The sequence below is a fragment of the Streptomyces sp. NRRL F-2664 genome, assembly GCF_000719345.1.
Lineage (GTDB): Bacteria > Actinomycetota > Actinomycetes > Streptomycetales > Streptomycetaceae > Streptomyces.
The window spans coordinates 60141-85566 of the sequence record NZ_JOFX01000006.1 but is presented as its reverse complement, the minus strand read 5'-3'; the positions used below and the strand labels follow the sequence as shown (position 1 = coordinate 85566).

22 protein-coding genes and 1 pseudogene are annotated in these 25426 nt (G+C 70.9%); 14 read left to right on the top strand and 9 right to left on the bottom strand.

The features are described 5' to 3' along the window. Positions 1-46 precede the first annotated feature (46 nt). The 5 genes and pseudogenes from IF89_RS0109165 to IF89_RS0109145 all read left to right on the top strand — a co-directional run bounded on the left by IF89_RS0109165 (position 47) and on the right by IF89_RS0109145 (position 6025). Complete coding sequence (locus IF89_RS0109165; protein WP_030763909.1) at positions 47-1504, top strand: aldehyde dehydrogenase family protein; 1458 nt, start codon at positions 47-49, stop codon at positions 1502-1504. A gap of 43 nt (positions 1505-1547) precedes the next feature. Then, positions 1548-3614: pseudogene (gene mrdA / locus IF89_RS0109160) on the top strand (penicillin-binding protein 2); the annotation flags it as partial. 117 nt (positions 3615-3731) lie between these two features. After that, positions 3732-4244, top strand: a complete 513-nt coding sequence (locus tag IF89_RS0109155; RefSeq protein ID WP_030763903.1) for a DinB family protein — start codon at positions 3732-3734, stop codon at positions 4242-4244. Between the two features lie 174 nt (positions 4245-4418). After that, on the top strand, positions 4419-5177 hold the full coding sequence (locus IF89_RS0109150; RefSeq protein ID WP_030763899.1) for a MerR family transcriptional regulator: 759 nt from the start codon (positions 4419-4421) through the stop codon (positions 5175-5177). Between the two features lie 137 nt (positions 5178-5314). Continuing rightward, on the top strand, positions 5315-6025 hold the full coding sequence (locus IF89_RS0109145; protein WP_107047232.1) for a DedA family protein: 711 nt from the start codon (positions 5315-5317) through the stop codon (positions 6023-6025). Positions 6026-6153: 128 nt separating this feature from the next. On the opposite strand, the gene IF89_RS0109140 is transcribed toward IF89_RS0109145, so the two are convergent. Together IF89_RS0109140 and IF89_RS0109135 are read right to left on the bottom strand one after the other, a co-directional pair. Then, complete coding sequence (locus tag IF89_RS0109140) at positions 6154-7800, bottom strand: threonine/serine ThrE exporter family protein (protein WP_030763894.1); 1647 nt, start codon at positions 7798-7800, stop codon at positions 6154-6156. A 174-nt stretch (positions 7801-7974) separates the two neighbouring features. Next, the gene (locus IF89_RS0109135; RefSeq protein ID WP_030031597.1) at positions 7975-8469 is read right to left on the bottom strand and encodes an inorganic diphosphatase; all 495 of its coding nucleotides are present in this window, start codon (positions 8467-8469) and stop codon (positions 7975-7977) included. Between the two features lie 133 nt (positions 8470-8602). Between IF89_RS0109135 and dacB the strand changes: the two genes are divergently transcribed. From dacB to IF89_RS0109100, 7 genes are all read left to right on the top strand, one after another. Next, complete coding sequence (gene dacB, locus IF89_RS0109130) at positions 8603-10075, top strand: D-alanyl-D-alanine carboxypeptidase/D-alanyl-D-alanine-endopeptidase (protein ID WP_078628182.1); 1473 nt, start codon at positions 8603-8605, stop codon at positions 10073-10075. 38 nt (positions 10076-10113) lie between these two features. Next, positions 10114-11256 (top strand): zinc-dependent metalloprotease, encoded by a 1143-nt coding sequence (locus IF89_RS0109125; RefSeq protein ID WP_030763888.1) that lies wholly within the window; start codon positions 10114-10116, stop codon positions 11254-11256. Between the two features lie 302 nt (positions 11257-11558). Next, positions 11559-12620, top strand: coding sequence for a tRNA lysidine(34) synthetase TilS (gene tilS / locus IF89_RS0109120; protein WP_030763886.1), 1062 nt, complete (start codon positions 11559-11561; stop codon positions 12618-12620). A 65-nt stretch (positions 12621-12685) separates the two neighbouring features. Further along, positions 12686-13246 (top strand): hypoxanthine phosphoribosyltransferase, encoded by a 561-nt coding sequence (gene hpt, locus IF89_RS0109115; protein ID WP_030228417.1) that lies wholly within the window; start codon positions 12686-12688, stop codon positions 13244-13246. Between the two features lie 202 nt (positions 13247-13448). After that, entirely contained in the window at positions 13449-15473 is a 2025-nt protein-coding gene (gene ftsH / locus IF89_RS0109110; protein WP_030763883.1) for an ATP-dependent zinc metalloprotease FtsH, read from the top strand. A gap of 104 nt (positions 15474-15577) precedes the next feature. Next, complete coding sequence (gene folE, locus IF89_RS0109105; protein ID WP_030763880.1) at positions 15578-16186, top strand: GTP cyclohydrolase I FolE; 609 nt, start codon at positions 15578-15580, stop codon at positions 16184-16186. A gap of 75 nt (positions 16187-16261) precedes the next feature. Then, complete coding sequence (locus tag IF89_RS0109100; RefSeq protein WP_234327706.1) at positions 16262-17245, top strand: hypothetical protein; 984 nt, start codon at positions 16262-16264, stop codon at positions 17243-17245. A gap of 29 nt (positions 17246-17274) precedes the next feature. Here the strand turns inward: IF89_RS0109100 and IF89_RS0109095 are convergent, their stop codons facing one another. From IF89_RS0109095 to IF89_RS0109070, 6 genes are all read right to left on the bottom strand, one after another. Then, entirely contained in the window at positions 17275-17763 is a 489-nt protein-coding gene (locus tag IF89_RS0109095) for a DUF3180 domain-containing protein (protein WP_030763874.1), read from the bottom strand. Between the two features lie 49 nt (positions 17764-17812). After that, positions 17813-18421 (bottom strand): 2-amino-4-hydroxy-6-hydroxymethyldihydropteridine diphosphokinase, encoded by a 609-nt coding sequence (gene folK / locus IF89_RS0109090; protein ID WP_030763871.1) that lies wholly within the window; start codon positions 18419-18421, stop codon positions 17813-17815. Continuing rightward, complete coding sequence (gene folB / locus IF89_RS0109085; RefSeq protein ID WP_030010912.1) at positions 18418-18777, bottom strand: dihydroneopterin aldolase; 360 nt, start codon at positions 18775-18777, stop codon at positions 18418-18420. Before folB ends, folK begins: the two co-directional genes overlap by 4 nt. Before the next feature lie 132 nt (positions 18778-18909). Beyond that, a complete protein-coding gene (locus tag IF89_RS0109080) occupies positions 18910-19353 on the bottom strand; it encodes a nuclear transport factor 2 family protein (protein WP_030763868.1) in 444 nt (147 codons plus the stop codon). 25 nt (positions 19354-19378) lie between these two features. Next, complete coding sequence (gene folP / locus IF89_RS0109075; protein WP_030763866.1) at positions 19379-20251, bottom strand: dihydropteroate synthase; 873 nt, start codon at positions 20249-20251, stop codon at positions 19379-19381. Positions 20252-20441: 190 nt separating this feature from the next. Next, positions 20442-22292 (bottom strand): phosphatidylglycerol lysyltransferase domain-containing protein, encoded by a 1851-nt coding sequence (locus IF89_RS0109070; protein ID WP_030763862.1) that lies wholly within the window; start codon positions 22290-22292, stop codon positions 20442-20444. Between the two features lie 152 nt (positions 22293-22444). Between IF89_RS0109070 and IF89_RS0109065 the strand changes: the two genes are divergently transcribed. Beyond that, positions 22445-23554 (top strand): alpha/beta hydrolase, encoded by a 1110-nt coding sequence (locus IF89_RS0109065; protein WP_030763860.1) that lies wholly within the window; start codon positions 22445-22447, stop codon positions 23552-23554. Positions 23555-23614: 60 nt separating this feature from the next. On the opposite strand, the gene IF89_RS0109060 is transcribed toward IF89_RS0109065, so the two are convergent. Next, positions 23615-24577 (bottom strand): ABC transporter ATP-binding protein, encoded by a 963-nt coding sequence (locus IF89_RS0109060; RefSeq protein ID WP_030763857.1) that lies wholly within the window; start codon positions 24575-24577, stop codon positions 23615-23617. A 149-nt stretch (positions 24578-24726) separates the two neighbouring features. On the opposite strand from IF89_RS0109060, the gene IF89_RS0109055 reads away from it, so the two are divergent. Further along, positions 24727-25425: an ABC transporter permease gene (locus IF89_RS0109055; RefSeq protein WP_030763855.1), complete on the top strand. Its 699-nt coding sequence runs from the start codon at positions 24727-24729 to the stop codon at positions 25423-25425. The last annotated feature ends 1 nt before the right edge of the window (position 25426 follow it).

The following is a 25426-nucleotide window of genomic DNA, read 5'->3' as shown; positions in this document are numbered from 1 at the left end:
GGTCTCCGGTGCAGCGCACGGGTGCGCGCTCGCAGTAAGGGATGGCATGTCCATATTCAGCGACCTCGCTCACCAGTACATCGACGGCGAATGGCTGGCCGGCAACGGTTCATGGGACATCATCGACGTCAACCCGTACAACGGGGAGAAGCTCGCGGCCATCACCGTGGCCACGGTCGAGCAGGTGGACCGGGCGTACCGCGGCGCCGAGCGCGCCCAGCGGGAATGGGCCGCGACCAGTCCGTACACCAGACGCACGATCCTGGAGCGCGCCCTGCGGATCACCGAGGAGCGTGAGAAGGAGATCGTCGAGGCGATGATCGACGAGCTCGGCGGGACCCGTCCCAAGGCCGAGTACGAGGTCCACCTCGCGATGGAGTTCCTCCGCGAGTCGCTCCAGCTGGCCGTCCGCCCCGAAGGACGGATCCTGCCCTCGCCGGTCGAGGGCAAGGAGAACCGGGTCCAGCGGCTGCCCGTCGGCGTCGTCACCGTGATCAGCCCCTTCAACTTCCCCTTCCTCGTCACCCTGAAGTCGGTCGCGCCCGCCCTGGCCCTCGGCAACGCCGTGGTCGTCAAGCCGAACCAGAACGCCCCCGTCGTGGGCGGCGGGGTGATCGCCAAGATCTTCGAGGACGCGGGGCTGCCCGCCGGCCTGCTGAACGTGCTGGTCACCGACATCGCCGAGATAGGCGACGCGCTCCTGACGCACCCCGTCCCCAAGGTCATCTCCTTCGCCGGGTCCGACCGGGTCGGCCGGCACGTCGGCGCGATCGCCGCCCGCCACTTCAAGCGCACGGTCCTGGAGCTCAGCGGCAACAGCGCGCTCGTCGTCCTCGACGACGCCGACCTCGACTACGCGGTGGACGCGGCCGTCTTCAGCCGCTTCGTCTACCAGGGCCAGGTCTGCATGGCCGCCAACCGAATCCTCGTCGACGCCTCCGTCGCGGAGGAGTTCACCGAGAAGTTCACCGCACGCGTGCGCGCTCTGAAGACCGGTGACCCGCGTGAGGCCGACACCCACATCGGCCCGCTGATCAACTCCTTCCAGGCCGACGCCCTGACCGCACTCGTGGACCAGGCCGTGGAATCCGGCGCGCAAGCCCTCGTCAGGGGGTCTACGCGCGGCAACCTGGTCGAGCCGACCGTGCTCGCCGGGATCCCCGAGGACTCCCCGCTGCTGGGCCAGGAGATCTTCGGTCCCGTCGCGCTGCTGGTGGTCTTCGACGGCGAGGACGAGGCCGTGCGGCTGACCAACGCCACCCCGTACGGGCTCAGCGGCGCCGTGCACACCCGGGACGTGGAACGGGGCGTGCGCTTCGCCCGGCGGATCGAGACGGGGATGATCCACGTCAACGACTCCACGATCGGGGACGAACCGCTGGCCGCGTTCGGCGGCGAGAAGGCCTCGGGTCTGGGCAGGCTCAACGGCGAAGCCACGGTCGAGGCGTTCACCACCCAGAAGTGGATCTCCGTACAGCACGGACGGACGGCGTTCCCGTTCTAGCTAGACTCGGCCGGGCGTAGGCAGCCGCCCGGGGGAGATCGAGTTGAGCAACATACCGGAGACCGGCCGGACCCCGCGGGTCCAGAACCGGCTCGTCGTCATCCAGGTCGTGGTCTTCTCCCTGCTGCTCACACTGGGCGGGCGGCTCTGGTACCTGCAGATCCGCAACGGCCAGGAGTACACCGACGAGGCGAAGAACAACCACGTCCAGCAGGTGGTCCAGCCTGCCGTGCGCGGCTCCATCCTCGACGCACGAGGGGTCCCGCTCGCCGACAACGCCACCCACCTGGTGGTCTCCGCGAGCCGCACCGAGCTGCTGAAGATGAAGGACAAGGGCAGGTCCGTGCTGACCCGGCTCGCCGGGGTGCTGGGCATGGACCCCCAGGAGGTCGTCGACAAGGTCCGGCTCTGCGACGCCCAGACCAAGCAGCCCTGCTGGAACGGCTCGCCCTACCAGCCGATCCCCGTCAGCGACGAGGCGACCACCGAGCAGGCCCTGCAGATCCGCGAGCACCCCGAGGACTTCCCCGGCATCACGGCCGAGGCGACCGCGCTGCGCCGCTACGCCGCCCCGGACCAGGCCAACACCGCGCAGGTGCTCGGCTACCTCTCCCCGGTCACCGACGAGGAGATCGCCAAGGCGAAGAAGACCGACTCCCCCTACCTGCGCTCCGACCAGGTGGGCCGTTCGGGCCTGGAGCGCACCTACGACAAGGAGCTGCGCGGCAAGGCCGGCGTCACCCGCTACGAGGTGGACAACCTCGGCCGGGTCATCGGTCAGGGCCGTACCGACCCGGCCCGGCCCGGCTCCAACATCGTGACCTCGATCGACTCCCGGGTGCAGGCGGTCGCCGAGCGCGAGCTGAACAACGCGATGATCGACGCCCGCAAGGTCCACGACAGGAACACCGGCCGCAACTACGAGGCCGACTCGGGCGCGGTCGTGGTGATGGAGACGAAGACGGGCCGCATCGTCGCCATGGCGTCGAACCCGACCTACGACCCCAACGCCTGGGTCGGCGGCATCTCCGCGAAGGACTACGCCGCCCTCACCGACAAGGAGTCCAACTACCCGCTGCTGAACCGCGCGATCCAGGGGCAGGCGGCGCCGGGCTCCGTCTTCAAGGTGGTCACCTCCACCGCGGCGGTCAACGCGGGCTACCCCTTCAACAACCGCTACCCCTGCCCCAGCTCGTACACCGTCGGCAACCAGACCTTCACGAACTTCGAGTCGCAGGGCCACGGCGACATCACCATCGGCCGGGCCCTGGAGGTCTCCTGCGACACGGTGTACTACCTGATCGCGGACCAGGAGTGGAAGAAGGACGGCGGCATCAAGCCGAAGAAGGACCCGAACGACTGGTTCTTCAAGACGGCCCACGAGTTCGGCCTGGGCAAGCGCACCGGCATCGACCTGCCCAACGAGGTGCCCGGCCGGGTCCCGGACCGCAAGTGGAAGCAGGACTTCTTCGACGCCAACAAGGACGCCTGGTGCCGGGACGGCAAGAAGAACGGCAGCTTCGCCGAGAAGATCGCCTACGAGAACTGCCGCGAGGGCAACCAGCTGCGCGAGGGTGACGCGATCAACTACTCGATCGGGCAGGGCGACACCCTCGTGACCCCGCTCCAGATGGCGTCCGTCTACGCCGCCATCGCCAACGGCGGCACCCTGCACCGTCCGAGCGTCGGCAAGGCCGTCGTCAGCGCCGACGGGACGTCGGTGAAGGAGATCGCCCCGCAGGAGCAGGGCAGGCTCCCGATGGACGCCAGGACGCGCGACAACATCGACAGGGCCCTGGCCGGCGTGGCCACCGACGGCAGCGCCGCCTGGCGCTTCGGCGGCTGGCCGCAGAAGCAGATCCCGATGCACGCCAAGACCGGTACCGCCGAGGTCCAGGGCAAGCAGACGACCTCCTGGTTCGCCTCCTACACCGAGGACTACGCGATCGTGATGACGATCTCCCAGGGCGGCACCGGATCCGGGGCCTCCGGGCCGGCTGTCCGCAAGATCTACGAGGCGATGTACGGGCTCGACCCGACGGGCAGGCAGGACCTGTCCAAGGCCCTGCTGCCGAAGCCGGCGACGTCGCTTCCCGTGATCCGTCCGGACGAGGAGAACGCGGCGGGCAGCCCTGCCCATTAGGACAGAACCTGACCGCAAGGGTCCGTAGCGTGTGAGGTGTCGGGGGAGAGGCCCCCGGCACCCCTACGCAGAGGCGGTCCGGTCATGGCCCAGATTTCCACCGAGGTCCTCGGAGACGAGCGCGGCACGCTCCTGGCCTTCGTCGAGTCCCAGCGCGCGGCGCTCCGCGAGACCCTCCTCGGGCTGGACGCGCAGCAGGCGGCGAGCCGTCCGAGCGCCAGCGAACTGAGCCTGTCGGGGCTGCTCAAGCACGTCGCCGAGTGCGAACTGAGCTGGCTGCGCATGGCCCAGCAGCGGCCGAACGAACTCGGGCGCACCGAGGAGAACTACGGCGAGTCCTTCCGGCTCGTCGAGGGCGAGTCCGTGGACTCGGTCCTGGCCTTCTGGGACGGCGTCCGGCAGGAGACGGAGGCCTTCGTCGCCGCCGTCCCGGCCCTGGACCAGACCTTCCCGCTGCCGCCGGCGCCCTGGTTCCCGCAGGACGGCAAGGTCTCGATCCGCTGGATGCTGCTGCACCTGGTGGAGGAGTTCGCCCGGCACGCGGGCCACGCGGACATCGTCCGGGAGTCCATCGACGGCACCAAGGCGATGGGCTAGAAAGGCGGGGCTCGGCCTGGTTCCCGTCCGCGATCCGGCTTCTTGCCCTCGGCGCGGTGCGCCCGCACGGGCGGGGCCACGGGCCCCTCGGCAAGCAGCCCGCGCCGGCGGCTTGCACCTCACGCGGCGTGAGGAACCACAGTGGAGGGCGTACCCGAGCAGAGGAGGGAAGAAATGGGCTACTCCGTGGGCCAGGTCGCCGGTTTCGCCGGAGTCACGGTGCGCACCCTGCACCACTACGACGAGATCGGGCTGCTCTCCCCGGGCGGCCGCAGCCGTGCGGGACACCGGCGGTACGACGACGCCGACCTGGACCGGCTGCAGCGGATCCTGTTCTACCGGGAGCTCGGCTTCCCCCTCGAAGAGGTCGCGGTCCTGCTGGACGACCCGGATTCGGATCCGCAGGAGCATCTGCGCCGGCAGCACGCCCTGCTGACCGACCGGATCGCCCGGCTCCAGCAGATGGCCAAGGCCGTTGAGCACGCCATGGAGGCGAAGAAGATGGGCATCAACCTCACGCCCGAGGAGAGGTTCGAGGTCTTCGGCGACCAGGACCCGGAGCAGTACGCGCAGGAGGCCGAGGAGCGCTGGGGCGGCACCGAGGCGTACGCCGAGTCGCAGCGCCGCGCGGCCTCGTACACGAAGGACGACTGGCGGCGCATGCAGGACGAGTCGGCCGAGTGGGGCCGCCGGTACGCGGCGGCCATGGAGGCGGGCGAACCCGCCGACGGCGAGGCCGCGATGGACCTGGCCGAGGAGCACCGCCTGCACATCCACAGGTGGTTCTACGACTGCCCCTACGAGATGCACGTGTGCCTGGGTGAGATGTACGTGGCGGACGAGCGGTTCACGGCGTTCTACGACGCGGTGAGGCCGGGCATGGCCGCGCACCTGAGGGATGCGATCCTGGCGAACGGCGTGCGCAAGGCGTGAACGGCGTGCGCAGGGCGTAAGCGGAACGTCACGCGCACGGCCCCCGCCGGACCTGGAACCGGAGGGGGGTCGTGTGCGTTGATAATTGAAACCGCCCCCATCCCTGCCTTCCCCCGATCCAGGAGAGCCCGGAACCCGTGTATACGCTTGCGCTCGGCCCTGAGTGGCTGTCCCCGGACTACCTGATCTCGCACTTCGGCCTGATCGGCATCCTGGTCATCGTCTTCGCCGAGTCGGGTCTCTTCGCCTTCCTTCCCGGCGACTCCCTGCTCTTCACCGCCGGCCTGCTGGTCGCGGACGGGCAGTACATCAAGCAGCCGCTGTGGCTGGTCTGCACCCTGATCGTGGCCGCCGCGATCATCGGCGACCAGGTCGGCTACATGATCGGCAAGTTCTTCGGGCCGAAGCTCTTCAACCGGCCCAACTCCAAGCTCTTCAAGCGGGAGAACCTGGACAAGGCCCACGAGTTCATGGACAAGCACGGCCCGAAGGCCATCGTGCTCGCCCGCTTCGTGCCGATCATCCGCACCTTCGCCCCCATGGTCGCGGGCGCCGGCTCGATGAGGTACCGCACCTTCCTGACCTACAACATCATCGGTGGCATCGGGTGGGGCGCGGGCGTCACCGTCGCGGGCTACTGGCTCGGCCAGATCGAGTTCATCAAGACGAACATCGAGCCGATCCTCGTCGGCATCGTGCTCGTCTCCGTCATCCCGGTGGTCTTCGAGGTGCTCAAGGCCCGCAAGGAGAACAAGGCCCATGCCGGCCAGGCGCCCGACGCGGTCGGCGCCGTCGACGGCACCGGCCCGCAGTCCCCGGGCCAGCGCGGACGCCACGCCAAGCGCTGACAGCGCACGCCGACGGGCCGCACGCCCGCCCCGCAGGGGCAGGGAGTGCGGCCCGTTCTCGTGCTCCGGCCGGAAGGCGGACACGGCCTCGGCAGCCGCCGGTCCGCTTCAGTAGCCGCGGGTCCGCTTCAGTAGCCGCGGGTCCGCTTCGCGGCGGCGCGCCCCTTGACGGCGCTCGCCGCCCCGGGGATCCGCATGAACAGCCGGGAGGTCTCCGACCCCAGGTTGACCCCGATCGCGATGGCCAGGGCGATGGCCGCCGCGTTGACCAGGGAGCCCAGGCCCTCGTTGAGCCGGTCCTCGGCGATCAGCAGCAGCCCGTAGTACGTCGCCGAGCCCGGCAGCAGCGGTCCGATGGCGGCCGTCACGTACGGCAGGGCGGAAGCGAAGCGGTAGCGGGAGAACAGCTGCCCGAAGAGCCCCACCAGCCCGGCCGCGATGCACGTGGACGGCACGGGCGGGATCCCGCCCGCGTAGTGCAGCGCCCCGAAGGTCACCCATGCCACTGCGCCGTTGAGGGTCACGATCCACACGGTGGAGCGTTCCTGCTGGAGCAGGATGGCGAAGGTGAAGACCAGCGCCATCGACGCGGCGATCTGCACCAGCGGCCGCTGGGTGATCTGCAGGACCTCCTCCGGCTTGGGCGAGGCGCCCAGCTGGAGGCCGAGGTAGAGCACGACGAGGACGCCCATGATGATGCCGATGAAGAGGTACATGACCTCCAGGAGCCGGGCGGCGGCGGTGATGTAGAAGCCGGTCAGGCCGTCCTGCACGGCCGCCACCAGGGCCCGCCCCGGCAGCAGCGCGAACAGTCCGCCGGTGATCACGGCGGACGCCTTGATGTCCTCGATCTCCGCGAGCTTCAGCGCCACCCCGAAGGCGGCCGGCGGCATCGCCGCGACCACGAACTGGTAGAACTCCGGCAGCCCGCGACCGGCGCACAACCACGCCAGCCGGTCGCCCAGGACCGCCCCCAGCGCGGCCGCGAGGAAGACCACCACCCCGCCGCCGACCAGCACCGAGGCGGCTCCGGCGAGCAGCCCGGCGGCCGCCGTGAGGACCCACGTGGGGTACGGGTGCCGGTTGCGCCGGATCTCGGCCAGGCGCCGGTAGGCCTCCTCCAGCGAGATGTCGGTCTCCGGCGAGCTGATGTCGGCCACCAGCCGGAACACGGCGGCCAGCCGCGTGTAGTCGGTGCCCCGGCGGCGCACGGTCCGGCTCGCCGATACGGGGTGGTCGACCAGCGAGGGCTGGTGCGTGATCGACAGCATGGTGAAGGTGACGGTCGGCTCACAGCGGTCCAGCCCGTAGGAGCGGGCGACGGCGAACATCGCGGCCTCCACGTCCTCGGAGCCCTCGCCGCCCGACAGCAGCAGCTCGCCGATGCGCAGCGTCAGGTCGAGCACGCGGCCGACGGCGGGACCCGTCTCGCTGGGCCGCTGGACCAGGTCCGGCACGGGGCGCACGTCGACCGGCATGCGCAGCATCGTGCGCATGCGGTCCTGCCAGGGGGAGTCCTTCAGCTGGGCGACGGGGAAGCCCTGGCCGGGGGTGTGGGCGGGCGGTGACTGCGCCGCGCTGTAGGTCGCCGGAGCGGCGAAGGCCGATCCCTCCGGCTCGGACGGGACCGGCCCGGTGTTCGGCGGGCGCACGAACTCCGAGGTGGGCCGGTCGTCGTCGAGGACGCCCGGCTCCATGCCGGGAGGCGGCGTGAAGGCGCTGTGCGCCTCGTCGGACCGGGGCTTGCCGTCCTCGGCCCCGTCGGCCTCCGCCACGCTTCCTCCCGTTCGTGATCACCCGCGGGTATCAGTATGCGGAACCGTTTCCTCCCCGGCGAAACGTGACTCCCCGGCCGCACACGACGAAGGGCGGCATCCCCAGGGGGATACCGCCCGTCATGTCATCGGGGCGCGGGGGAGTCCCCCGGCCCGTCACCGCCGAGCGCGAGCTCAGTGGTGGCCGCCCTGCGCCTCCAGGCGCTTGTACGAGGCCTCGATCTCGGCCTCGGCCTCGGCGCGGCCGACCCAGTTCGCGCCCTCGACGGACTTGCCCGGCTCCAGGTCCTTGTAGACCTCGAAGAAGTGCTGGATCTCCAGGCGGTCGAACTCGGACACGTGGTGGATGTCGCGCAGGTGCTCCACACGCGGGTCGGAGGCCGGCACGCACAGCAGCTTGTCGTCGCCGCCCGCCTCGTCCGTCATGCGGAACATGCCGATGGCGCGGCACTTGATCAGGCAGCCCGGGAACGTCGGCTCGTCCAGGATGACCAGCGCGTCCAGCGGGTCGCCGTCCTCGCCGAGGGTGTTCTCGACGAAGCCGTAGTCGGCCGGGTAGCTGGTCGAGGTGAAGAGGCGACGGTCCAGACGGATCCGGCCGGTCTCGTGGTCCACCTCGTACTTGTTCCGCGAACCCTTGGGGATCTCGATGGTGACGTCGAACTCCACGTCCTGCTCCTCCATGATCAGCTTCATTGCTTCGAGACGGCATTGATTCAACTGCGTGCGCGTCCGGCCCAGCCCTCTCGGGTGGGGTGCCATGCTCGCGGCAAGACGCAGTGGTTAAGTGTCCCTCACGCATATGTGTGATCGCGAAAGGGGCTGGTCCGAGGTGCCATTGGTCAAGACGTGGCAGCTCACCGCGGGTGCGGCCGTCGCCGGCCTCGCCCTGTCGGTGGCAGCGGTGACCGCCGCCGGTCCGTGGGACTCCGGCCAGCGTAAGGCCGAGCGGGACGCGGCCGCCTCCTGGGGCCGTACGGGTGGCGCAGATCACGGCGGCGCGGCCGGACCCGGATCCCTCCCGCAGGCCGCGCCCAGTGCCCCGGGCGTACTCGGAGCCGTCGGTCCCGGCGTGCCGCGGGGACAGGCCGCGGCCGCCGCAACCGCCGACGGGCTCGCCGCCCGGTTGCGGCCGCTGCTGGCCGACCCGGCGCTCGGCACCGTCCGTACCGCCTCCGTCGTGGACACCGCCACCGGACAGGTCCTGTACGAGTCCGGTGCCCGCGACGCGATGACGCCCGCCTCCACCGTGAAGATCGCCACCGCGGCCGCCGTACTGGCCGCCCTCGGGCCCGAGCACCGCATCAGGACCACCGTCGTGCCCGGCACCGCCCCCGGGCAGATCGTCCTGGTCGGCGGCGGCGACCCCTCCCTCACCGCGAAGAAGAAGAGCCCCGCGGGATCCGGCGGCAGCCTCGTCGCCCTCGCCGCCGACACCGCCCAGACCCTCAAGGCCGCCGGCACCGGCACCGTGACCCTCGGGTACGACGACAGCCTCTACACCGGACCCGTCCGGCACCCGATCGGCGTCAACCCCAACATCGCCCCGGTCACCGCCCTCGCGGCCGACCAGGGCCGCCCCGACGACTCCACCTCCGGGCCCGTCGACCGCACCGACGACCCGGCGGGGGCCGCCGCGCGCACCTTCCGCACCCTGCTGGCCGAACGCGGCATCGAGGTCACCGCCGCACCCGCCCGGGCCAGGGCCGCCGCCGGCGCCCAGCCGCTGGCCGTCACCCAGTCCACCCCGGTGGGCGGCCTCGTCGAACGCATGCTGACCAACAGCGACAACGACATCGCCGAGGCGCTCGCCCGGCAGACCGCCCTCGCTTCCGGACGGCCCGCCAGTTTCGAGGGCGCCGAGAAGGCCGTCACCGACCGGCTCGGCGCCCTCGGCCTCGACACGACCGGCTCCCGCTTCGCCGACGGCAGCGGCCTGAACCGCGCCGACAAGGTCAGCGCCGCCCTGTTGACGGGCCTGCTGGCCAAGGCCGCCGACCCGGCCCACCCCGAGCTGCGGCCCGTCCTCACCGGACTCCCCGTCGCGGGCTTCACCGGCACCCTGCGCGCCCGCAACGCCGGCACCTCCCCCGCCGCCGGACTGGTCCGTGCCAAGACGGGCACCCTCACCGGGGTGAACTCCCTCTCCGGCACCGTCGTCGACCCCGCCGGCAGGCTCCTCGCCTTCGCCTTCCTCACGGCGAACAGCCCCGGCCCCGAGGGCGCCGAGAGGGGCCTCGACAAGCTGGCCGCGGCCGTCGCGGCAGCTCCGTAGGGGATCCGCCGGAGGGCTCGCCCACGTACGGTTGACGCATGACGAGCATCAGTGGTGCGGAGATGGTCGACTGGAACCTCGCGGTGGCGACCGCGACCCGGCTGGTAAGGCCCGGCCCGGAGGTCACCCGGGACGAGGCGCGGGCCGTCGTCGCCGAGCTGCGCGGGCACGCCAGGACCTCGGAACGGCACGTGCGCGAGTTCACCCGGATGATCCCGGACGGCGCCGCCGTCCCCGACACCCCCGTCCTGGTCGTCGACCGGGCCGGCTGGGTCAAGGCCAACGTCGCCGGCTTCAAGGAGCTGCTCACGCCGCTCCTCGGCAAGATGCAGGAGCGCCGGGCCGGCGCCCCCGGCGGAGCCGTCCTCGGTGCGTTCGGCGGCAAGGTCACCGGTGTGGAGCTGGGGATGCTGCTGAGCTTCCTGGCCTCCAGGGTCCTCGGACAGTACGAGACCTTCGCGCCCGTCTCCCGCGACCTGCCGGCCTCCGCCGCGGGCGGCCGGCTGCTGCTCGTCGCCCCCAACATCGTCCACGTCGAGCGCGAGCTGGAGGTGGACCCGCACGACTTCCGGCTGTGGGTCTGCCTGCACGAGGAGACGCACCGTACCCAGTTCACGGCCGTCCCGTGGCTGCGCGCCCACCTTGAAGGCGAAATCCAGACGTTCCTCGGCGCCACCGAAGTGGACCCCGCCACGGTCCTGGAACGCATCCGGGAGGCAGCCCAGTCCTTCGCCGGCGCCCGCCCCGACGCCGAGCGCGGGGACGAGGGCCGCTCCCTCGTCGAGCTGGTGCAGACCCCGGAGCAGCGCGAGATCCTGGCCCGCCTCACGGCGGTCATGTCCCTCCTGGAGGGCCACGCCGACTTCGTGATGGACGGGGTGGGCCCCCAGGTGGTGCCCTCCGTCGCCGAGATCCGCGAGAAGTTCCAACAGCGCCGCGCCAGCGGAGCGGGCCGCCTCGACGCCGCCCTGCGCAAACTGCTCGGCCTCGACGCCAAGCTGCGCCAGTACCGCGACGGCGAGCGGTTCGTGCGCGCCGTCGTCGGCCAGGTCGGCATGGAGGGCTTCAACCGGGTCTGGACCTCCCCGAACACGCTGCCCACCAAGGCGGAGATCGACCGGCCCGCGGACTGGGTGACCCGGGTGCACGGCAAGGGCACCGAGGGGGCCGGGGAGGGCTGAGCGGCGGCACGGGCCCGCCCCGCCCGCCGGGGCGGGCTCCCGCCTCCCCGCCGCTTCCCGGCGTTCACTCGCGCCACATGTGACGGAGAGGCCTAAACATGTCTCACTGGGGGAAGCAGCATCACCCGTCCGAGGGACCGTGAGCCGTATAAGGGCGTGCGATGCTCGGGGAACGGCTCGGCTCTGTCACCATCGACGCACTCTGAGTGACATCCTCCGTTCCGCGGAGGCAGCCGGGCCGGCACACCCAGCACCACCCCGAAGCCTCCGTGGCATCCGAACTCCATCGAAGGGCACCGGACATGGGTCCCCATCCTGCGGTCGCGGCGATACGCCTGGCGGTCCGCCGCGTACTCCACGACGTCCTCACCGAGCTCACCGACCGCCCCCGGACCCCGTCCGGAGCCGTCACCCGCCCCGACCCTCGCACCGGCGCGGGCACCCCGCCACTCGTACTCGTCGCCTGCTCCGGCGGCGCCGACTCCATGGCGCTCGCCTCGGCCCTCGCCTTCGAGGCCCCCAAACTCGGCATCCGGGCCGGCGGCATCACCGTCGACCACGGACTGCAGGCCGGCTCCGACCAGCGCGCCGCCGAGGTCGTCGTCCGCATGACCGCACTCGGCCTCGACCCGGTGGAGTCCGTCGCCGTGCGCGTCGGCCGTGACGGCGGCCCCGAGGCCGCGGCCCGCGACGCCCGCTTCGGCGCCCTGGACGAGGCCGCCGACCGCCTCGGCGCCGCCGCCGTACTGCTCGGCCACACCCGGGACGATCAAGCGGAAACCGTCCTGCTGGGCCTCGCCCGCGGCTCCGGCATCCGCTCGCTGTCCGGCATGGCCGAAGTCTCCGGAGGCCCCGGCCGCAGCCACCGCTACCGCCGCCCCTTCCTCCAGGTCGACCGGCAGACCGCCCGCAAGGCGTGCATGGTCCAGTCCCTGGCCGTCTGGGACGACCCGCACAACATGGACCCCGCCTACACCCGCTCCCGGCTGCGCCACGAGGGACTGCCCGCCCTGGAGAAGGCTCTCGGGAAGGGCGTCGTCGAGGCCCTCGCCCGTACCGCCCAGCTCTCCCGCGACGACGCCGACGCCCTTGACGCCTGGGCCGCCGAGGCCGAGGGCGGCGTGCGCGACGCGGACGGCCGCCTGGAGTGCGCCAAGCTGTACGCCCTGCCCCCCGCCGTCCGCCGCCGGGTGCTGCGCCGGGCGGTCGTCGCCGCGGGCTCCCCCGCGGGCTCCCTCTTCGCCCGCCACATCGAGGAAGTCGACCGCCTCATCACCGGATGGCGCGGTCAGGGCGCCATCAACCTGCCCGGCCGGGTCGAGGCCCAGCGGCAGGGTGGCAGACTTGTCATCCGGCAGGGCTGATTGGTGCTGAAACACGGCTGAGTCCTCCGGGGGCCACCCCGGAGCCCCGGCCGACAACGAAAGTGATGCGGGTGGACGAGAAGGACATGGGCAGCGACCTCCAGTCGGTGCTCATCACCAAGGAAGAGATCGACGCGAAGCTGGCCGAGCTGGCCGCGAAGATCGACGCGGAGTACGCGGGCAAGGACCTGCTCATCGTCGGTGTCCTGAAGGGCGCCGTCATGGTGATGGCGGACCTGGCGCGCGCCTTGTCCACCCCGCTCACCATGGACTGGATGGCGGTGTCGTCGTACGGCGCCGGGACCCAGTCCTCCGGCGTGGTGCGGATCCTCAAGGACCTGGACACCGACATCAAGGACAAGCACGTCCTGATCGTCGAGGACATCATCGACTCGGGTCTGACGCTGTCCTGGCTGCTGTCCAACCTGGGCTCCCGCCAGCCGGCCTCCCTGGAGGTCGTGACGCTGCTGCGCAAGCCCGAGGCCGCGAAGGTCGCGATCGACGTGAAGTGGGTCGGTTTCGACATCCCCAACGAGTTCGTCGTGGGCTACGGCCTCGACTACGCGGAGAAGTACCGCAACCTGCCGTTCGTCGGCACGCTCGCCCCGCACGTCTACGGCGGCTGACCCGGCCCGGCCCCCGGGAATCACCGGCGCCGCCGGGAACCTGGGGGCGATGCCCGCCGTTGGAGCAGGGGAAGGCGGGTCTGTCAGCCGTCCCACGGGCCGCGGGTGACAATTCAGGGGTACATTCCGAAGAACAGTCTTTACTCACACAGCAGCATTTACCTACGGGCAGGAGGGACGGGGCGCCTGGCGCCCCGTATGGATGGACGTGAAGCGATACTTCCGTGGGCCGGTCATGTGGATCGTGCTGGCCGTCCTCGCCGTGGTCGTGTTGATGAATGTCGTCGGCTCCGGCGGCGGCTACAAGTCGGTGGACACCAGCGAGGTCATCAAGGCGATCAACACTGGCCAGGTGGAGACAGCCAAGCTGACCACCGGTGACAGCCAGATGATCAAGATTGAGCTCAAGCAGGGCGAGAAGCTCGGCAAGCACGACGGCACCAAATTCCAGGCCAACTACATCGGGGATCAGGGCGTCCAGCTCGCCCAGAGCCTCCAGACCAAGTACGACGCCGGTCAGATCCCGGACGGGTACTCCGTCACCCCGGACAAGACCAGCCCGTTCCTGAGCGTGCTGCTCTCGCTCCTGCCCTTCGTCCTCATCGTCGTCGTCTTCCTGTTCCTGATGAACCAGATGCAGGGCGGCGGCTCCCGGGTCATGAACTTCGGGAAGTCCAAGGCCAAGCTCATCACCAAGGACACCCCGAAGACGACGTTCGCCGACGTCGCGGGCTCGGACGAGGCCGTCGAGGAACTCCATGAGATCAAGGAGTTCCTGCAGGAGCCGGCGAAGTTCCAGGCCGTCGGCGCCAAGATCCCCAAGGGTGTGCTGCTCTACGGCCCGCCCGGCACCGGCAAGACCCTGCTCGCGCGCGCCGTGGCGGGCGAGGCCGGTGTTCCCTTCTACTCGATCTCCGGTTCCGACTTCGTCGAGATGTTCGTCGGTGTCGGTGCCTCGCGTGTCCGTGACCTGTTCGAGCAGGCCAAGGCCAACGCGCCGGCGATCGTCTTCGTCGACGAGATCGACGCCGTCGGCCGGCACCGCGGTGCGGGCCTCGGCGGCGGCCACGACGAGCGCGAGCAGACCCTCAACCAGCTGCTCGTCGAGATGGACGGCTTCGACGTGAAGGGCGGCGTCATCCTGATCGCCGCCACGAACCGGCCCGACATCCTCGACCCGGCGCTGCTGCGCCCGGGCCGCTTCGACCGGCAGATCGCGGTCGACCGTCCCGACATGCAGGGCCGTCTGGAGATCCTCAAGGTCCACCAGAAGGGCAAGCCGGTCGCCCCGGACGTCGACCTGGGCGCCGTCGCCCGTCGCACCCCGGGCTTCACCGGCGCCGATCTCTCCAACGTCCTCAACGAGGCCGCGCTCCTCACGGCCCGCTCGGACAAGAAGCTGATCGACAACCACATGCTGGACGAGGCCATCGACCGCGTCGTGGCGGGCCCGCAGAAGCGGACCCGGATCATGTCGGACCGGGAGAAGAAGATCACCGCGTACCACGAGGGCGGACACGCCCTGGTCGCGGCGGCCTCGCCGAACTCCGACCCGGTCCACAAGATCACGATCCTGTCCCGCGGCCGGGCCCTGGGGTACACCATGGTCCTGCCCGACGAGGACAAGTACTCGACCACGCGCAACGAGATGCTCGACCAGCTGGCCTACATGCTGGGCGGACGCGCGGCCGAGGAGCTGGTCTTCCACGACCCGACCACGGGCGCGGCGAACGACATCGAGAAGGCCACCGCCACGGCGCGGGCCATGGTCACGCAGTACGGCATGACCGAGCGTCTCGGTGCGATCAAGTTCGGCGGCGACAACACCGAGCCGTTCCTGGGCCGCGAGATGTCGCACCCGCGGGACTACTCGGAAGAGGTCGCGGCGCTGGTCGACGAAGAGGTCAAGAAGCTGATCGAGACCGCGCACAACGAGGCCTGGGAAATCCTCGTCGAGAACCGCGACGTGCTCGACAACCTGGTCCTCGCGCTGCTGGAGAAGGAGACGCTGGGCAAGGAGGAGATCGCCGAGATCTTCTCGACCATCGTCAAGCGCCCGGCCCGCCCCGCGTGGACCGGCTCCTCCCGCCGCACGCCCTCCACCCGTCCGCCGGTGCTCTCCCCCAAGGAGCTGCAGCTGACGAACGCGGCGAACGGCACGGCCTCCGTCGCGCCGGTCTCCACGGAGAAGGGCATCGAGGTGGCTCCGGAGGACCGCCCCGAGTAACCGGGGCCCGACCCACCCGGAATGGAAGCCGCGCCCCCCAGGTTCTAGCCTGGGGGGCGCGGCACATTTGTACGACCGCGTGTGCGGACAGGAACGAGGAAGAGATGACCGACCCAGTGACCCTGACCGGTGACGAGGGCACGATCGGCGAGTTCGACGAGAAGCGCGCCGAGGCGGCGATCCGAGAGCTCCTGATCGCGGTCGGCGAGGACCCGGACCGCGAGGGCCTGCTGGAGACCCCGGCCCGCGTGGCACGCGCGTACCGGGAGATCCTGGCCGGCATGTGGCAGAAGCCCGAGGACGTTCTGACCACGGTGTTCGACCTGGGACATGACGAGATGGTCCTGGTGAAGGACATCGAAATCGTTTCTCTGTGCGAGCACCACCTCCTGCCGTTCCACGGGGTGGCGCACGTCGGGTACATCCCGGCGGAGAACGGCAAGATCACGGGCCTGTCGAAGCTGGCCCGCCTCGTGGAGGTCTATGCCCGCAGGCCGCAGGTGCAGGAACGTCTTACGACGCAGATAGCGGACTCCCTCATGGAGATCCTCGACGCCCGCGGTGCGATCGTGGTGGTCGAGGCCGAGCACATGTGCATGTCGGTCCGCGGCATCCGCAAGCCGGGAGCGAAGACCACCACGTCCGCGGTGCGCGGCCAGCTCCGCGCCACTGCCACCCGGGCCGAGGCGATGAGCCTCATCATGGCGCGCTAGCCGCATTGTCGGTGCTGTCCGCTACGTTCCCCCTCCGAGACACCGGTTCGCGGAGGGGGAACGATGGTGTGGGGCGTGCCGAGCAGGCAGACGGTGAATGCCGTGGGCGGGCGGCTGCGGGCCCGCGATGTTCGGCCGGGGGATCGCTTGTGGACGTTGCGGGGAGGCCGCAGCGAACAGACCGAGGTCACCGAGGTGCAAGTGGCCAGGACGCGATCCCTCGTCGACGTCGCGACGGACCACGCGACCTTCGCCGTGGCTCCCGATCAGCTTCTGTGGACTCCTGACGGATGGACCCACGCGCGCGACGCCGTCGGCACCGTAGTGGCCTGGGCGCCCGCCCGCAAACTGCGTCGCGGACGGCTTTCCATCCGTCCCGGCTACAAGTTCGGTTACGTGGTGGGGGCGACGTGTTCCGACGGCACGGTGGGCAAGAACTACCTGTCCTTGGTGGTGAACGACCAGGCGTTCGCCGAGAGGTACGCCAACGCGCTGACGCACGTCACCGGGCTTCCCGCGCGGCTGGAAGCCGTGACGAGGCCTTCCGGCTACCTCGGCCGTGACGTACCCGGCTTTCGGGTGCGCGTCGTCTCCTCGTACCTCGCCGACCTCATGCGGCAGTACGTCGGCGGTGACCCGCACCATATGCGCCAGCGGTTTCCGAGGGTCGTGCTCAGAGACGCGGCGACCTTCAACGGGTTCCTGGACGGCTACGAAGACGGAGACGGTTACCGGGTCACTCGATGGCCCGCCAGAGTCTTGATCAGCTCGAACGTCCCTTTCTTGGCGGAGATCGCCAAGATTGTCGGTGCGCGGTTCACCCCCCGCCCGCAGGGCTTGGCGTCGCGGCTGATCGTCGCCGACAGCTGGCCGAAGCGGGGGACGTTCCAGGCGGAGGAGCACACACTCGACCTCGACGAGTCGGCGTGGGTCGAGGTCAGGGCGGTCACACCGCGGGCTCCGAGCGCCAAGCCCTCCACGTTGTACTGCTTCGGGCTCACACCTCACCCCGGCTTCCTGGTGAGCGGACACCTGGTCCGCGGGCCGTGGGAGGCGTAACCCCGGAGGACCTGACGGCGGGGGCCGGGTCAGGCGGGGGCCGGGGATTCGGGGGTGGGGTCCTCGTTCTCGGGGAGCTTCAGGACGCGTTCCAGGAAGAGGGCGGCCGCGATGACCGCGATGCCCGCGAGGACCGAGAATCCGGCGTACCAGGCCTGGTCGCGGCGGGCGGGCACGTCGAGGGATTCGGTCAGCAGGAAGACGCCCACACCGCCGTACATGCCCGCGACCAGCGCGGCCACCAGGGCGCTGGCCTGCGCGAAGACCACCGCGCGGGCCGCCATCAGGGGCTCCACGCCCTTGGCCCCCGGCCGGCGCTCGCGCTGGGCCTTCAGCCGGGCCCTCAGGGACAGTGCCGTGGCCAGCAGCACCGCCGCGATGGCCCCCAGCACGATCGGCGCGGCCAGCGGAACGCCCGGCAGCGTGCCGTACGCGTTCCACAGCCGGGCGCCGGCCCAGGACAGGACCCCGGCGACCACGAAGATGCCCGCCAGGACCGCCGGCCTCAGTTGCTTCACTTGCCCGTTCCCCACTTTCAGCGAGTAGCCGTGAACAGGCTACTAACGACTACTCGGGGAGGTGGAGTTCCAGGTCGGGGCGCGGCGTGACACCGCTCAGGCCGATTCCGGCCAGGAGGGACGAGACGGGGCCGCGGCCGGGGAGCTGGGCCTCCGGGTCGATGTCGTGCCAGGGCGCCAGCACGAAGGCACGCTGGTGGGCGCGCGGGTGGGGCAGGGTGAGGACCGGGTCGTCGCAGACGCGGTCGGCGTAGGCGACGATGTCGACGTCGATGGTGCGCGGGCCCCAGCGCTCCTCGCGGACGCGGTCGAACGCCTCCTCGATGGCGTGCCCGCGCTCCAGCAGCGAGGACGGGGGCAGGGTGGTCTTCACGGCGATGACGGCGTTGAGGTACGCGGGCTGCGAGCCGGGCTCGACGCCCCACGGCTCGGTCTCGTAGACCGGGGAGACGGCCTTGACCCGCAGGCCGGGGGTGTCGCCGAGGGCGTCGATGGCGCCCTGGAGGGTCTCCAGGCGGTTGCCGAGGTTCGCGCCGAGCGCGATGACGGCCCACTTCGGGTTGGACAGGGTCACGTCCGCCGCGTCGACCGTCTCGACGACGGATGCGGGTACCGGCTGGACGGTGGGGTCGCTCGGGGCGTTCAGTCCGTTGTTCATGCGCGGCTCCGGGTGATCGTGATGGTCACGTCGTCGAAGGGGACGGTGATGGGCGCGTCCGGCTTGTGGACGACGACCTCCACCTGCGCCACCGCTTCGTGCTTCAGGCACTGCTGGGCGATCCGCTCGGCCAGGGTCTCGATCAGGTCGACGGGCTCGCCCTGGACCACGTCGACGACCTCCTCGGCGACCACGCCGTAGTGCACGGTCTTCGCCAGGTCGTCCCCGGCGGCGGCGGGGCGGGTGTCGAGGTGCAGTACGAGGTCGACGATGAAGGTCTGGCCCTCCTCGCGTTCCCGGGGGAAGACGCCGTGGTGCCCGCGAGCCTTGAGGCCGCGCAGCGCGACACGATCCACGCGAATCACTCCTGCTTTCGTAGGTGCTTCCGGCCTCGGGGCTGCCCCGGGGCCATGGGCCTGCGCCGAGTGCGGTCGGCGTCGTCCGACTTCGAATTTACCTGCGAAACAGTCCTGTACCCGCCGTCGGGGTCAGGAGGCGGGGTCCTCGTCGTCCTCGTCGGACTCCGTCAGCACGGGAGAACCGTGGTGGGACCACAGGCGCCAGCCCTCGGATGTGCGTCGGAACACATTCGTGGCGACGACCAGCTGGCCGACGAGCGGGCCGAGCTCGCCGCCGTCCTCGGCGGGGCCCCCGCTGAGGATGTTCTCGGTGCACGTCACCAGCGCCGTGTCGCCCATCACGGCCACCTTGGTGTCGGTGAGGAAGAACTGGATGTACTCGGTGTGGGACATGATCAGCGCGTACGAGCGCAGCACCTCGCCGCGGCCGGACAGCACGGGCCAGCCGGGGTGCACGCAGGAGATCTCGTCCTCCAGCCAGAGCGCCGACAGAGTGTCGAAGTCCCCCCGCTCCATGGCCTCGTAGAAGGCCGTGTTGACCTCTTCGACCGCTTCGATGTCGGTTCTGCTCACTGTGCTCCCTGTCGGTCGATGAGGATCACAGTGCCTCTTCCACCGCGCGGGCCACCCGAACCGCGTCGGCGCTCGCCCGTACCTCGTGGACCCGTACGGCCCAGGCACCCTGGTGGGCGGCGATCGCGGAGACGGCGGCCGTGGCGGCGTCCCGTTCCCGGGCGGGCGGCGGGGTGGCGTCCGTCCCGCCGGCCAGGACCCGGCCGAGGAAACGCTTCCGCGAGGCGGCGACCAGCAGTGGGAAGCCGAGGGCGCGCAGGTCCGCCATGTGCGCGACCAGGGCCAGGTCGTGCTCGGCGTTCTTGGCGAAGCCGAGGCCCGGGTCGACCAGCAGCCGCTCCGGAGCGATGCCGCCGGCGACGACGGCGTCGATGCGGGACCGCAGCTCGCCGGACACCTCGGCGATCACGTCGCCGTAGACGGCGAGGCTGTTCATGTCGGCGCTGAAGCCGCGCCAGTGCATCACCACGAAGGGCACCTCGGCCGCCGCGACGGCCGGAATCATGCCGGGGTCGGCGAGGCCGCCGCTGACGTCGTTGACCAGTGCGGCGCCCGCGTCGACGGCGCGGGCCGCGACGGCGGCACGCATCGTGTCGACGGAGACGGTGACGCCTTCGGAGGCCAGGCCGCGCACGACGGGCACCACGCGGCGCAGCTCCTCCTCCTCGTCGACGCGGGAGGCGCCGGGGCGGGTCGACTCGCCGCCGACGTCCACGAGGTCGGCGCCCTGGGCGACGAGGTCGAGGCCGCGCTTGACGGCGGCGGTGGTGTCGAACCAGCGTCCGCCGTCGGAGAAGGAGTCGGGGGTCACGTTGACGACGCCCATGACCGCGCAGCGGTCCCATTCCGGCAGACCTGCGACCCGACCTCTGCCGGTGGCTCCGCGCTTGTTGTCCATGGCTCCAGGGTAGGGCTGCCCCGTCCGCCCCGGCCGCCCGGGCGGCGCCCCCCCGGGCAGGGCCGGCGGGGCGGGCCGGGTACGCCGAAGGCCCGGTCGGCGGGGCCGGCCGGGCCTTCGGGGACGGTGCGCGGCGGCGGGGCCGCGGGGCCGGTGGAGCGGGGGCGGGCCCCGGTCCGCCGGGGACCCGCTACGCGGGCTGGACCTCGCGCTCCGGCTGCTTGGCGACGGGCGCCATCAGGTTGTGCGTGCAGGTGCGGACCGGCTTGGGACGGCGGCGGGCGGCGAAGAGCCGGGGCAGGGCCAGCGTCACGAAGCCCTCGGCCTGCATCGCGGCGAAGCCGATGCGGGGCAGGTCGCGGGTGGCGCGGAAGACCACGAAGCGCGGCTCCCAGCGCGGGCGGAACTTCGCGTTGAACTTGTACAGCGACTCGATCTGGAACCAGCGGGAGAGGAAGACCAGCAGGCTGCGCCACATCCGCAGGACGGGGCCGGCGCCGATCTTCTCGCCGCGGGCCAGCGCCGAGCGGAACATCGCGAAGTTCAGGGAGACCCGCTCGATGCCCAGGGACGGGGCGGCCTCCAGGGAGGCGACGATCAGCAGCTCGTTCATGCCGGGGTCGGCGCCGCGGTCGCGGCGCATCAGCTCCAGCGACATGCCGTCCTTGCCCCACGGCACGAAGTGCTGGATGGCCTTGAGGTCGCCGAAGGGGCTGGTGTCGCCCTCCTCCACGCGGTGCGCGGTGGCGATGAAGCAGTCGCCGTCGCCCGGGTCGCCGACCCGGCCCAGGGCCATGGAGAAGCCGCGCTCGGTGTCGGTGCCGCGCCAGGCCTCGGCGGCGCCGCGGACCTGCTCCAGCTCCTGCTCGGTGAGTTCGCTCACCCGGCGCACCTTGGTGGTGTAGCCGTTGCGCTCGATGCGCTTCACCATTTGGCGGACATTGCGCATGGCACGGCCGGAGAGGGAGAAGTCTTTGACATCGACAATCGCCTCGTCACCCAGCTCCAGGGCGTCCAGGCCGGTCTCGCGGGTCCACACCTCGCCGCCGGTCTCGCTGCAGCCCATCACGGCCGGGGTCCAGGAGTGGGCCTTGGCCTCCTCCATGAACCGCTCGATCGCGCCCGGCCACGCCTCGACGTCGCCGATGGGGTCGCCGGAGGCGAGCATCACACCGGAGACGACGCGGTAGGTGACGGCGGCCTTGCCGCTGGGGGAGAAGACGACGGCCTTGTCGCGGCGGAGCGCGAAGTGGCCGAGGGAGTCGCGGCCGCCGTGGCGGGCGAGCAGCTCGCGCAGCTTGCCCTCGTCGTCGGCGGTGAGCCGGGCGGCCGGGTGCTCGGGCCGGAAGGCCAGGTAGATGGTGGTCAGGGCGGTCAGCATGCCGAGCGCGCCGAGGGAGTAGCCGACGGTCCAGGACACCCGGCCCGCGTAGTCGACGGGTCCCTCGAAGCCGAAGAGGCCGTAGACGACGTGGGTGATCTGCTCGTACAGGCCCGGGTTGCCGACGACCTTGCCCGGGTGGACGTTGACGATGACCAGGCCGAGTCCGATGGAGCCGGCGCTCATCAGGACGAAGTTGGCCAGTGCCTTCCAGCGGCTGCGCGGGTCGGGCAGCGCCTTGAACTCGCTCTGGTGGCGCAGGAGAAGCGCCAGGAGCACCGCCGCGATGACCACGCCGGTGATCGAGTGGCGGTACGTGAACTGCGCGGCCGCGCCCGCGGGCAGCAGGACGACGGCGGCCCGCCAGGCGCGCCGCTTGTGCCGCTTGAGGCCGTGGGCGAGCAGCAGGAGCAGCACGCCCACGCTGATGGACATGGCGGCCGCGAACGGGCCGAGGGAGCCGGGCAGCACCTCGGTGACCGCGTGGATCCGGCTGTGCCGGAACCGCGGGAAGACGCCCGCCGCAATGTCCAGAAGGCCGACGATCGTGACGGCCGTACCTACCAGGCCGGGCACCGACTCCGGCTGTGGGCCTCGGAGGATTCGGCGGACCCTGCTCGGAACCTGTCCCGACTTATCGCCATCTATCCTGCTAGACATCGCTTCCCGTTGCTCCGCGAGAGATCATGTGGCCGAAGGCCGCGACAGCCTCCGGTGTGTGGTGCGTCCCTTAGGACGACATCGACGGACAGCGGGTTCACTCTTCCGCCGGAAATTTCCAGTCCTGCCATCAGAAAGTCGACTGACTGCTCATGGGTCTCACCAGTAATACGGTCCTGGCGCTGGCCGTCCTCGCCGGTGTGCTGCTGTTCGCCGCCACCATCTGGTTCTGGCCGAAGCTCTCGGGCCGCACCTGGCGTGCGGTGTCCGGCCGGATCGGGCTCCTGCTGGCGACCCAGCTGGCGCTGTTCTCGGCGGTGGGGCTCGCGGCCAACAAGTCGTTCCTGTTCTACGGTTCCTGGGCCGACCTGTTCGGTCGGGAGACGTCGATGGGCAAGGTCGTCGACCACTCGATGAGCAGCAAGGACATCAAGGTCGTCGACAAGCAGAAGCTGGACGTGCCCGGCGGCGCCAAGCCGCAGGTGGGCGGTCAGATCCTGAAGGTTGCCATATCCGGGCAGAAGTCGAAGATCACGAGCCCGGGCTACGTGTGGCTGCCGCCGGAGTACTTCCAGCCGCAGTACAAGGACAAGACCTTCCCGGCGTCCATCGTCCTGACGGGCTACCCGGGTACCGCCGAGAACCTGATCAAGGGGCTCGACTACCCGATGAAGGCCTTCAGCCTGTCCAAGTCGGGCAAGATGAAGCCGATGATCCTGGTCATGCTGCGCCCGACGGTGGCGCCGCCGCGGGACACCGAGTGCGTGGACATCCCCGACGGGCCGCAGACCGAGACCTTCTTCGGAGTGGACCTCCCGCAGGCCGTTCAAGACACCTTCCGGGTCGGCAAGAAGCCCGAGAACATGGGCTTCATCGGCAACTCCACGGGTGGTTACTGCGCCCTGAAGATCGCCGCGCACTACCCGCAGACCTTCGGTGCCGCGGCCGGCCTGTCCGCGTACTACGACGCTCCGGACGACCCGACGACCGGTGACCTCTTCCACGGCGACCAGAAGCTGAAGAAGCGCGCGGACATCCTCCACGTCATGGAGAACAAGAAGCCGGCCGGTACGTCCTTCCTCGTCACCAGCAGCGAGAAGGGCGAGCCGAACCTGGCGGACACCCGGAAGTTCATCAAGAAGGTGCAGGGCCCGGACCGGGTCTCGTCCATCATCCTCGACAGCGGCGGCCACAACTTCAACACGTGGCGCCGTGAGATCCCGCCGATGCTGGTGTGGATGAGCGGCCGCATCCAGGCCTGACGGCCGTGCGGCACGGCCGCGGAGCAGGGCAGGGGCCCGACCACCGGTCGGGCCCCTTTCTCATGCCTCCTGCAACTCGGCCCGGCGCAGCGCCCGGTGGACGTCGTCCGGGGTCAGTACGCCGGCCAGCTCGCCGGTGTCGGGGTCGGTGACGCCGATGCGGCCCGAGTCCTCCTGCAGGAGTGCGGCGAGCGCCTCGCGCAGCGTCGCGCCCAGGTGCACCGACACCGGCGGAGCCTGGCCGTCGGCGGGTGTCAGGTCGCCGGCCCCGACCGTGGTGACGGAGAGCCGCTTCAGTCCCCGGTCGGCGCCGACGAAGGAGGCCACGTAGGGGGTGGCGGGTGCGGCGAGCACCTCCGCCGGGCGGGCGAACTGCTCGATGCTGCCCGTCCCGTAGACGGCGATGCGGTCGCCGAGCCGGATCGCCTCCTCCAGGTCGTGGGTGACCAGCAGGATCGTCTTGCGCACGGTCCTCTGCAGGGTCAGGAACTCGTTCTGGAGGCGTTCGCGCACCACCGGGTCCACGGCGCCGAAGGGTTCGTCCATCAGCAGGACCGGCGGGTCGGCGGCGAGCGCCCGGGCCACGCCGACGCGCTGGCGCTGGCCGCCCGACAACTGCTCCGGGTAGCGGCCGCCGTACACCGCGGGGTCCAGCCCGACCAGTTCGAGCAGCTCGGCCGCGCGGGCGCGGGCCGCGGCCCGGGGGGTGCCGAGGAGCTGCGGCACGGTCGCGGTGTTCTCCAGCACCGTCTTGTGCGGGAAGAGCCCGACCTGCTGGATGACGTACCCGATCCGGCGGCGCAGCTCGACCGGGTCGGCGGCCGCGATGTCCTCGCCGCCGAGCAGGATCCGGCCGGAGGTGGGGTCGATGAGCCGGTTGACCATCTTCATGGTGGTCGTCTTGCCGCAGCCCGACGGTCCGACCAGGGTGACCAGCTCTCCTTCCGCCACCTCGAAGGACAGGTCCTCGACGGCCGTCGTCCCGTCGGGGTAGCGCTTGGTCACATGCTCGAATCGGATCACGGGCCCATCCTTCCCCACGTATGCCGCCCGAATGTGAAGGGCGTGTTGCCCTGTGCGAAAGATTCCGGCCATCGGCAGCGGCGGGGGTTAGGGTCGTCCAAGGCCGGGCTGTCGAGCATACGTACGTGTCATGACGGGGGGTGGGGTGCGTGGCGGGGCAGAACTGCCTGGTGGCGAACGACTGGCTGTGCTGGGACTACGTCACCTCCCGCTCCCAGGAACTGACCGACGCCACCGTCGAACACGTGTGGATCACCGGTGTGTCCGTCCTGATCGGCCTGGTCGTGTCCGTGCCGCTGGCCCTGCTGGCCCGCCGCGGCCGACGCTGGTCGGCGCCCGTGCTCACCTTCACCACCCTGCTCTACACGGTGCCGTCCCTGGCCATGTTCTCCCTGCTGCTGCCCGTCTTCGGCCTGTCGGCGGCGCTGGTCGTGACCGGTCTGGTGCTGTACTCGCTGACCATCCTGGTCCGCAACGCCCTGGCCGGCCTGGAGGCCGTGCCGGAGGAGGTCCGTGAGGCCGCGCGCGGTATGGGGTATGGGCCCGGACGGCTGCTGTGGCAGGTGGAACTGCCGCTGGCGCTGCCCGCGCTGCTCGCCGGGGTGCGGATCGCCACCGTCTCGACGGTCGCGCTGACCACCGTCGGCTCCATCGTCGGCAAGGGCGGCCTCGGCAACCTCATCGCCCCCGCGGTGAACAGTTCCTTCAAGGCGCAGGTGCTCACCGCGTCGGTGCTGTGCGTCCTGCTCGCTCTCGTCGCGGACCTGCTGCTGCTCGCCGTGCAGCGGCTGCTCACGCCGTGGACCCGGGCCGGGGCCGGGACCGCCGCTCCGGCGAAGGGGGCCTGAC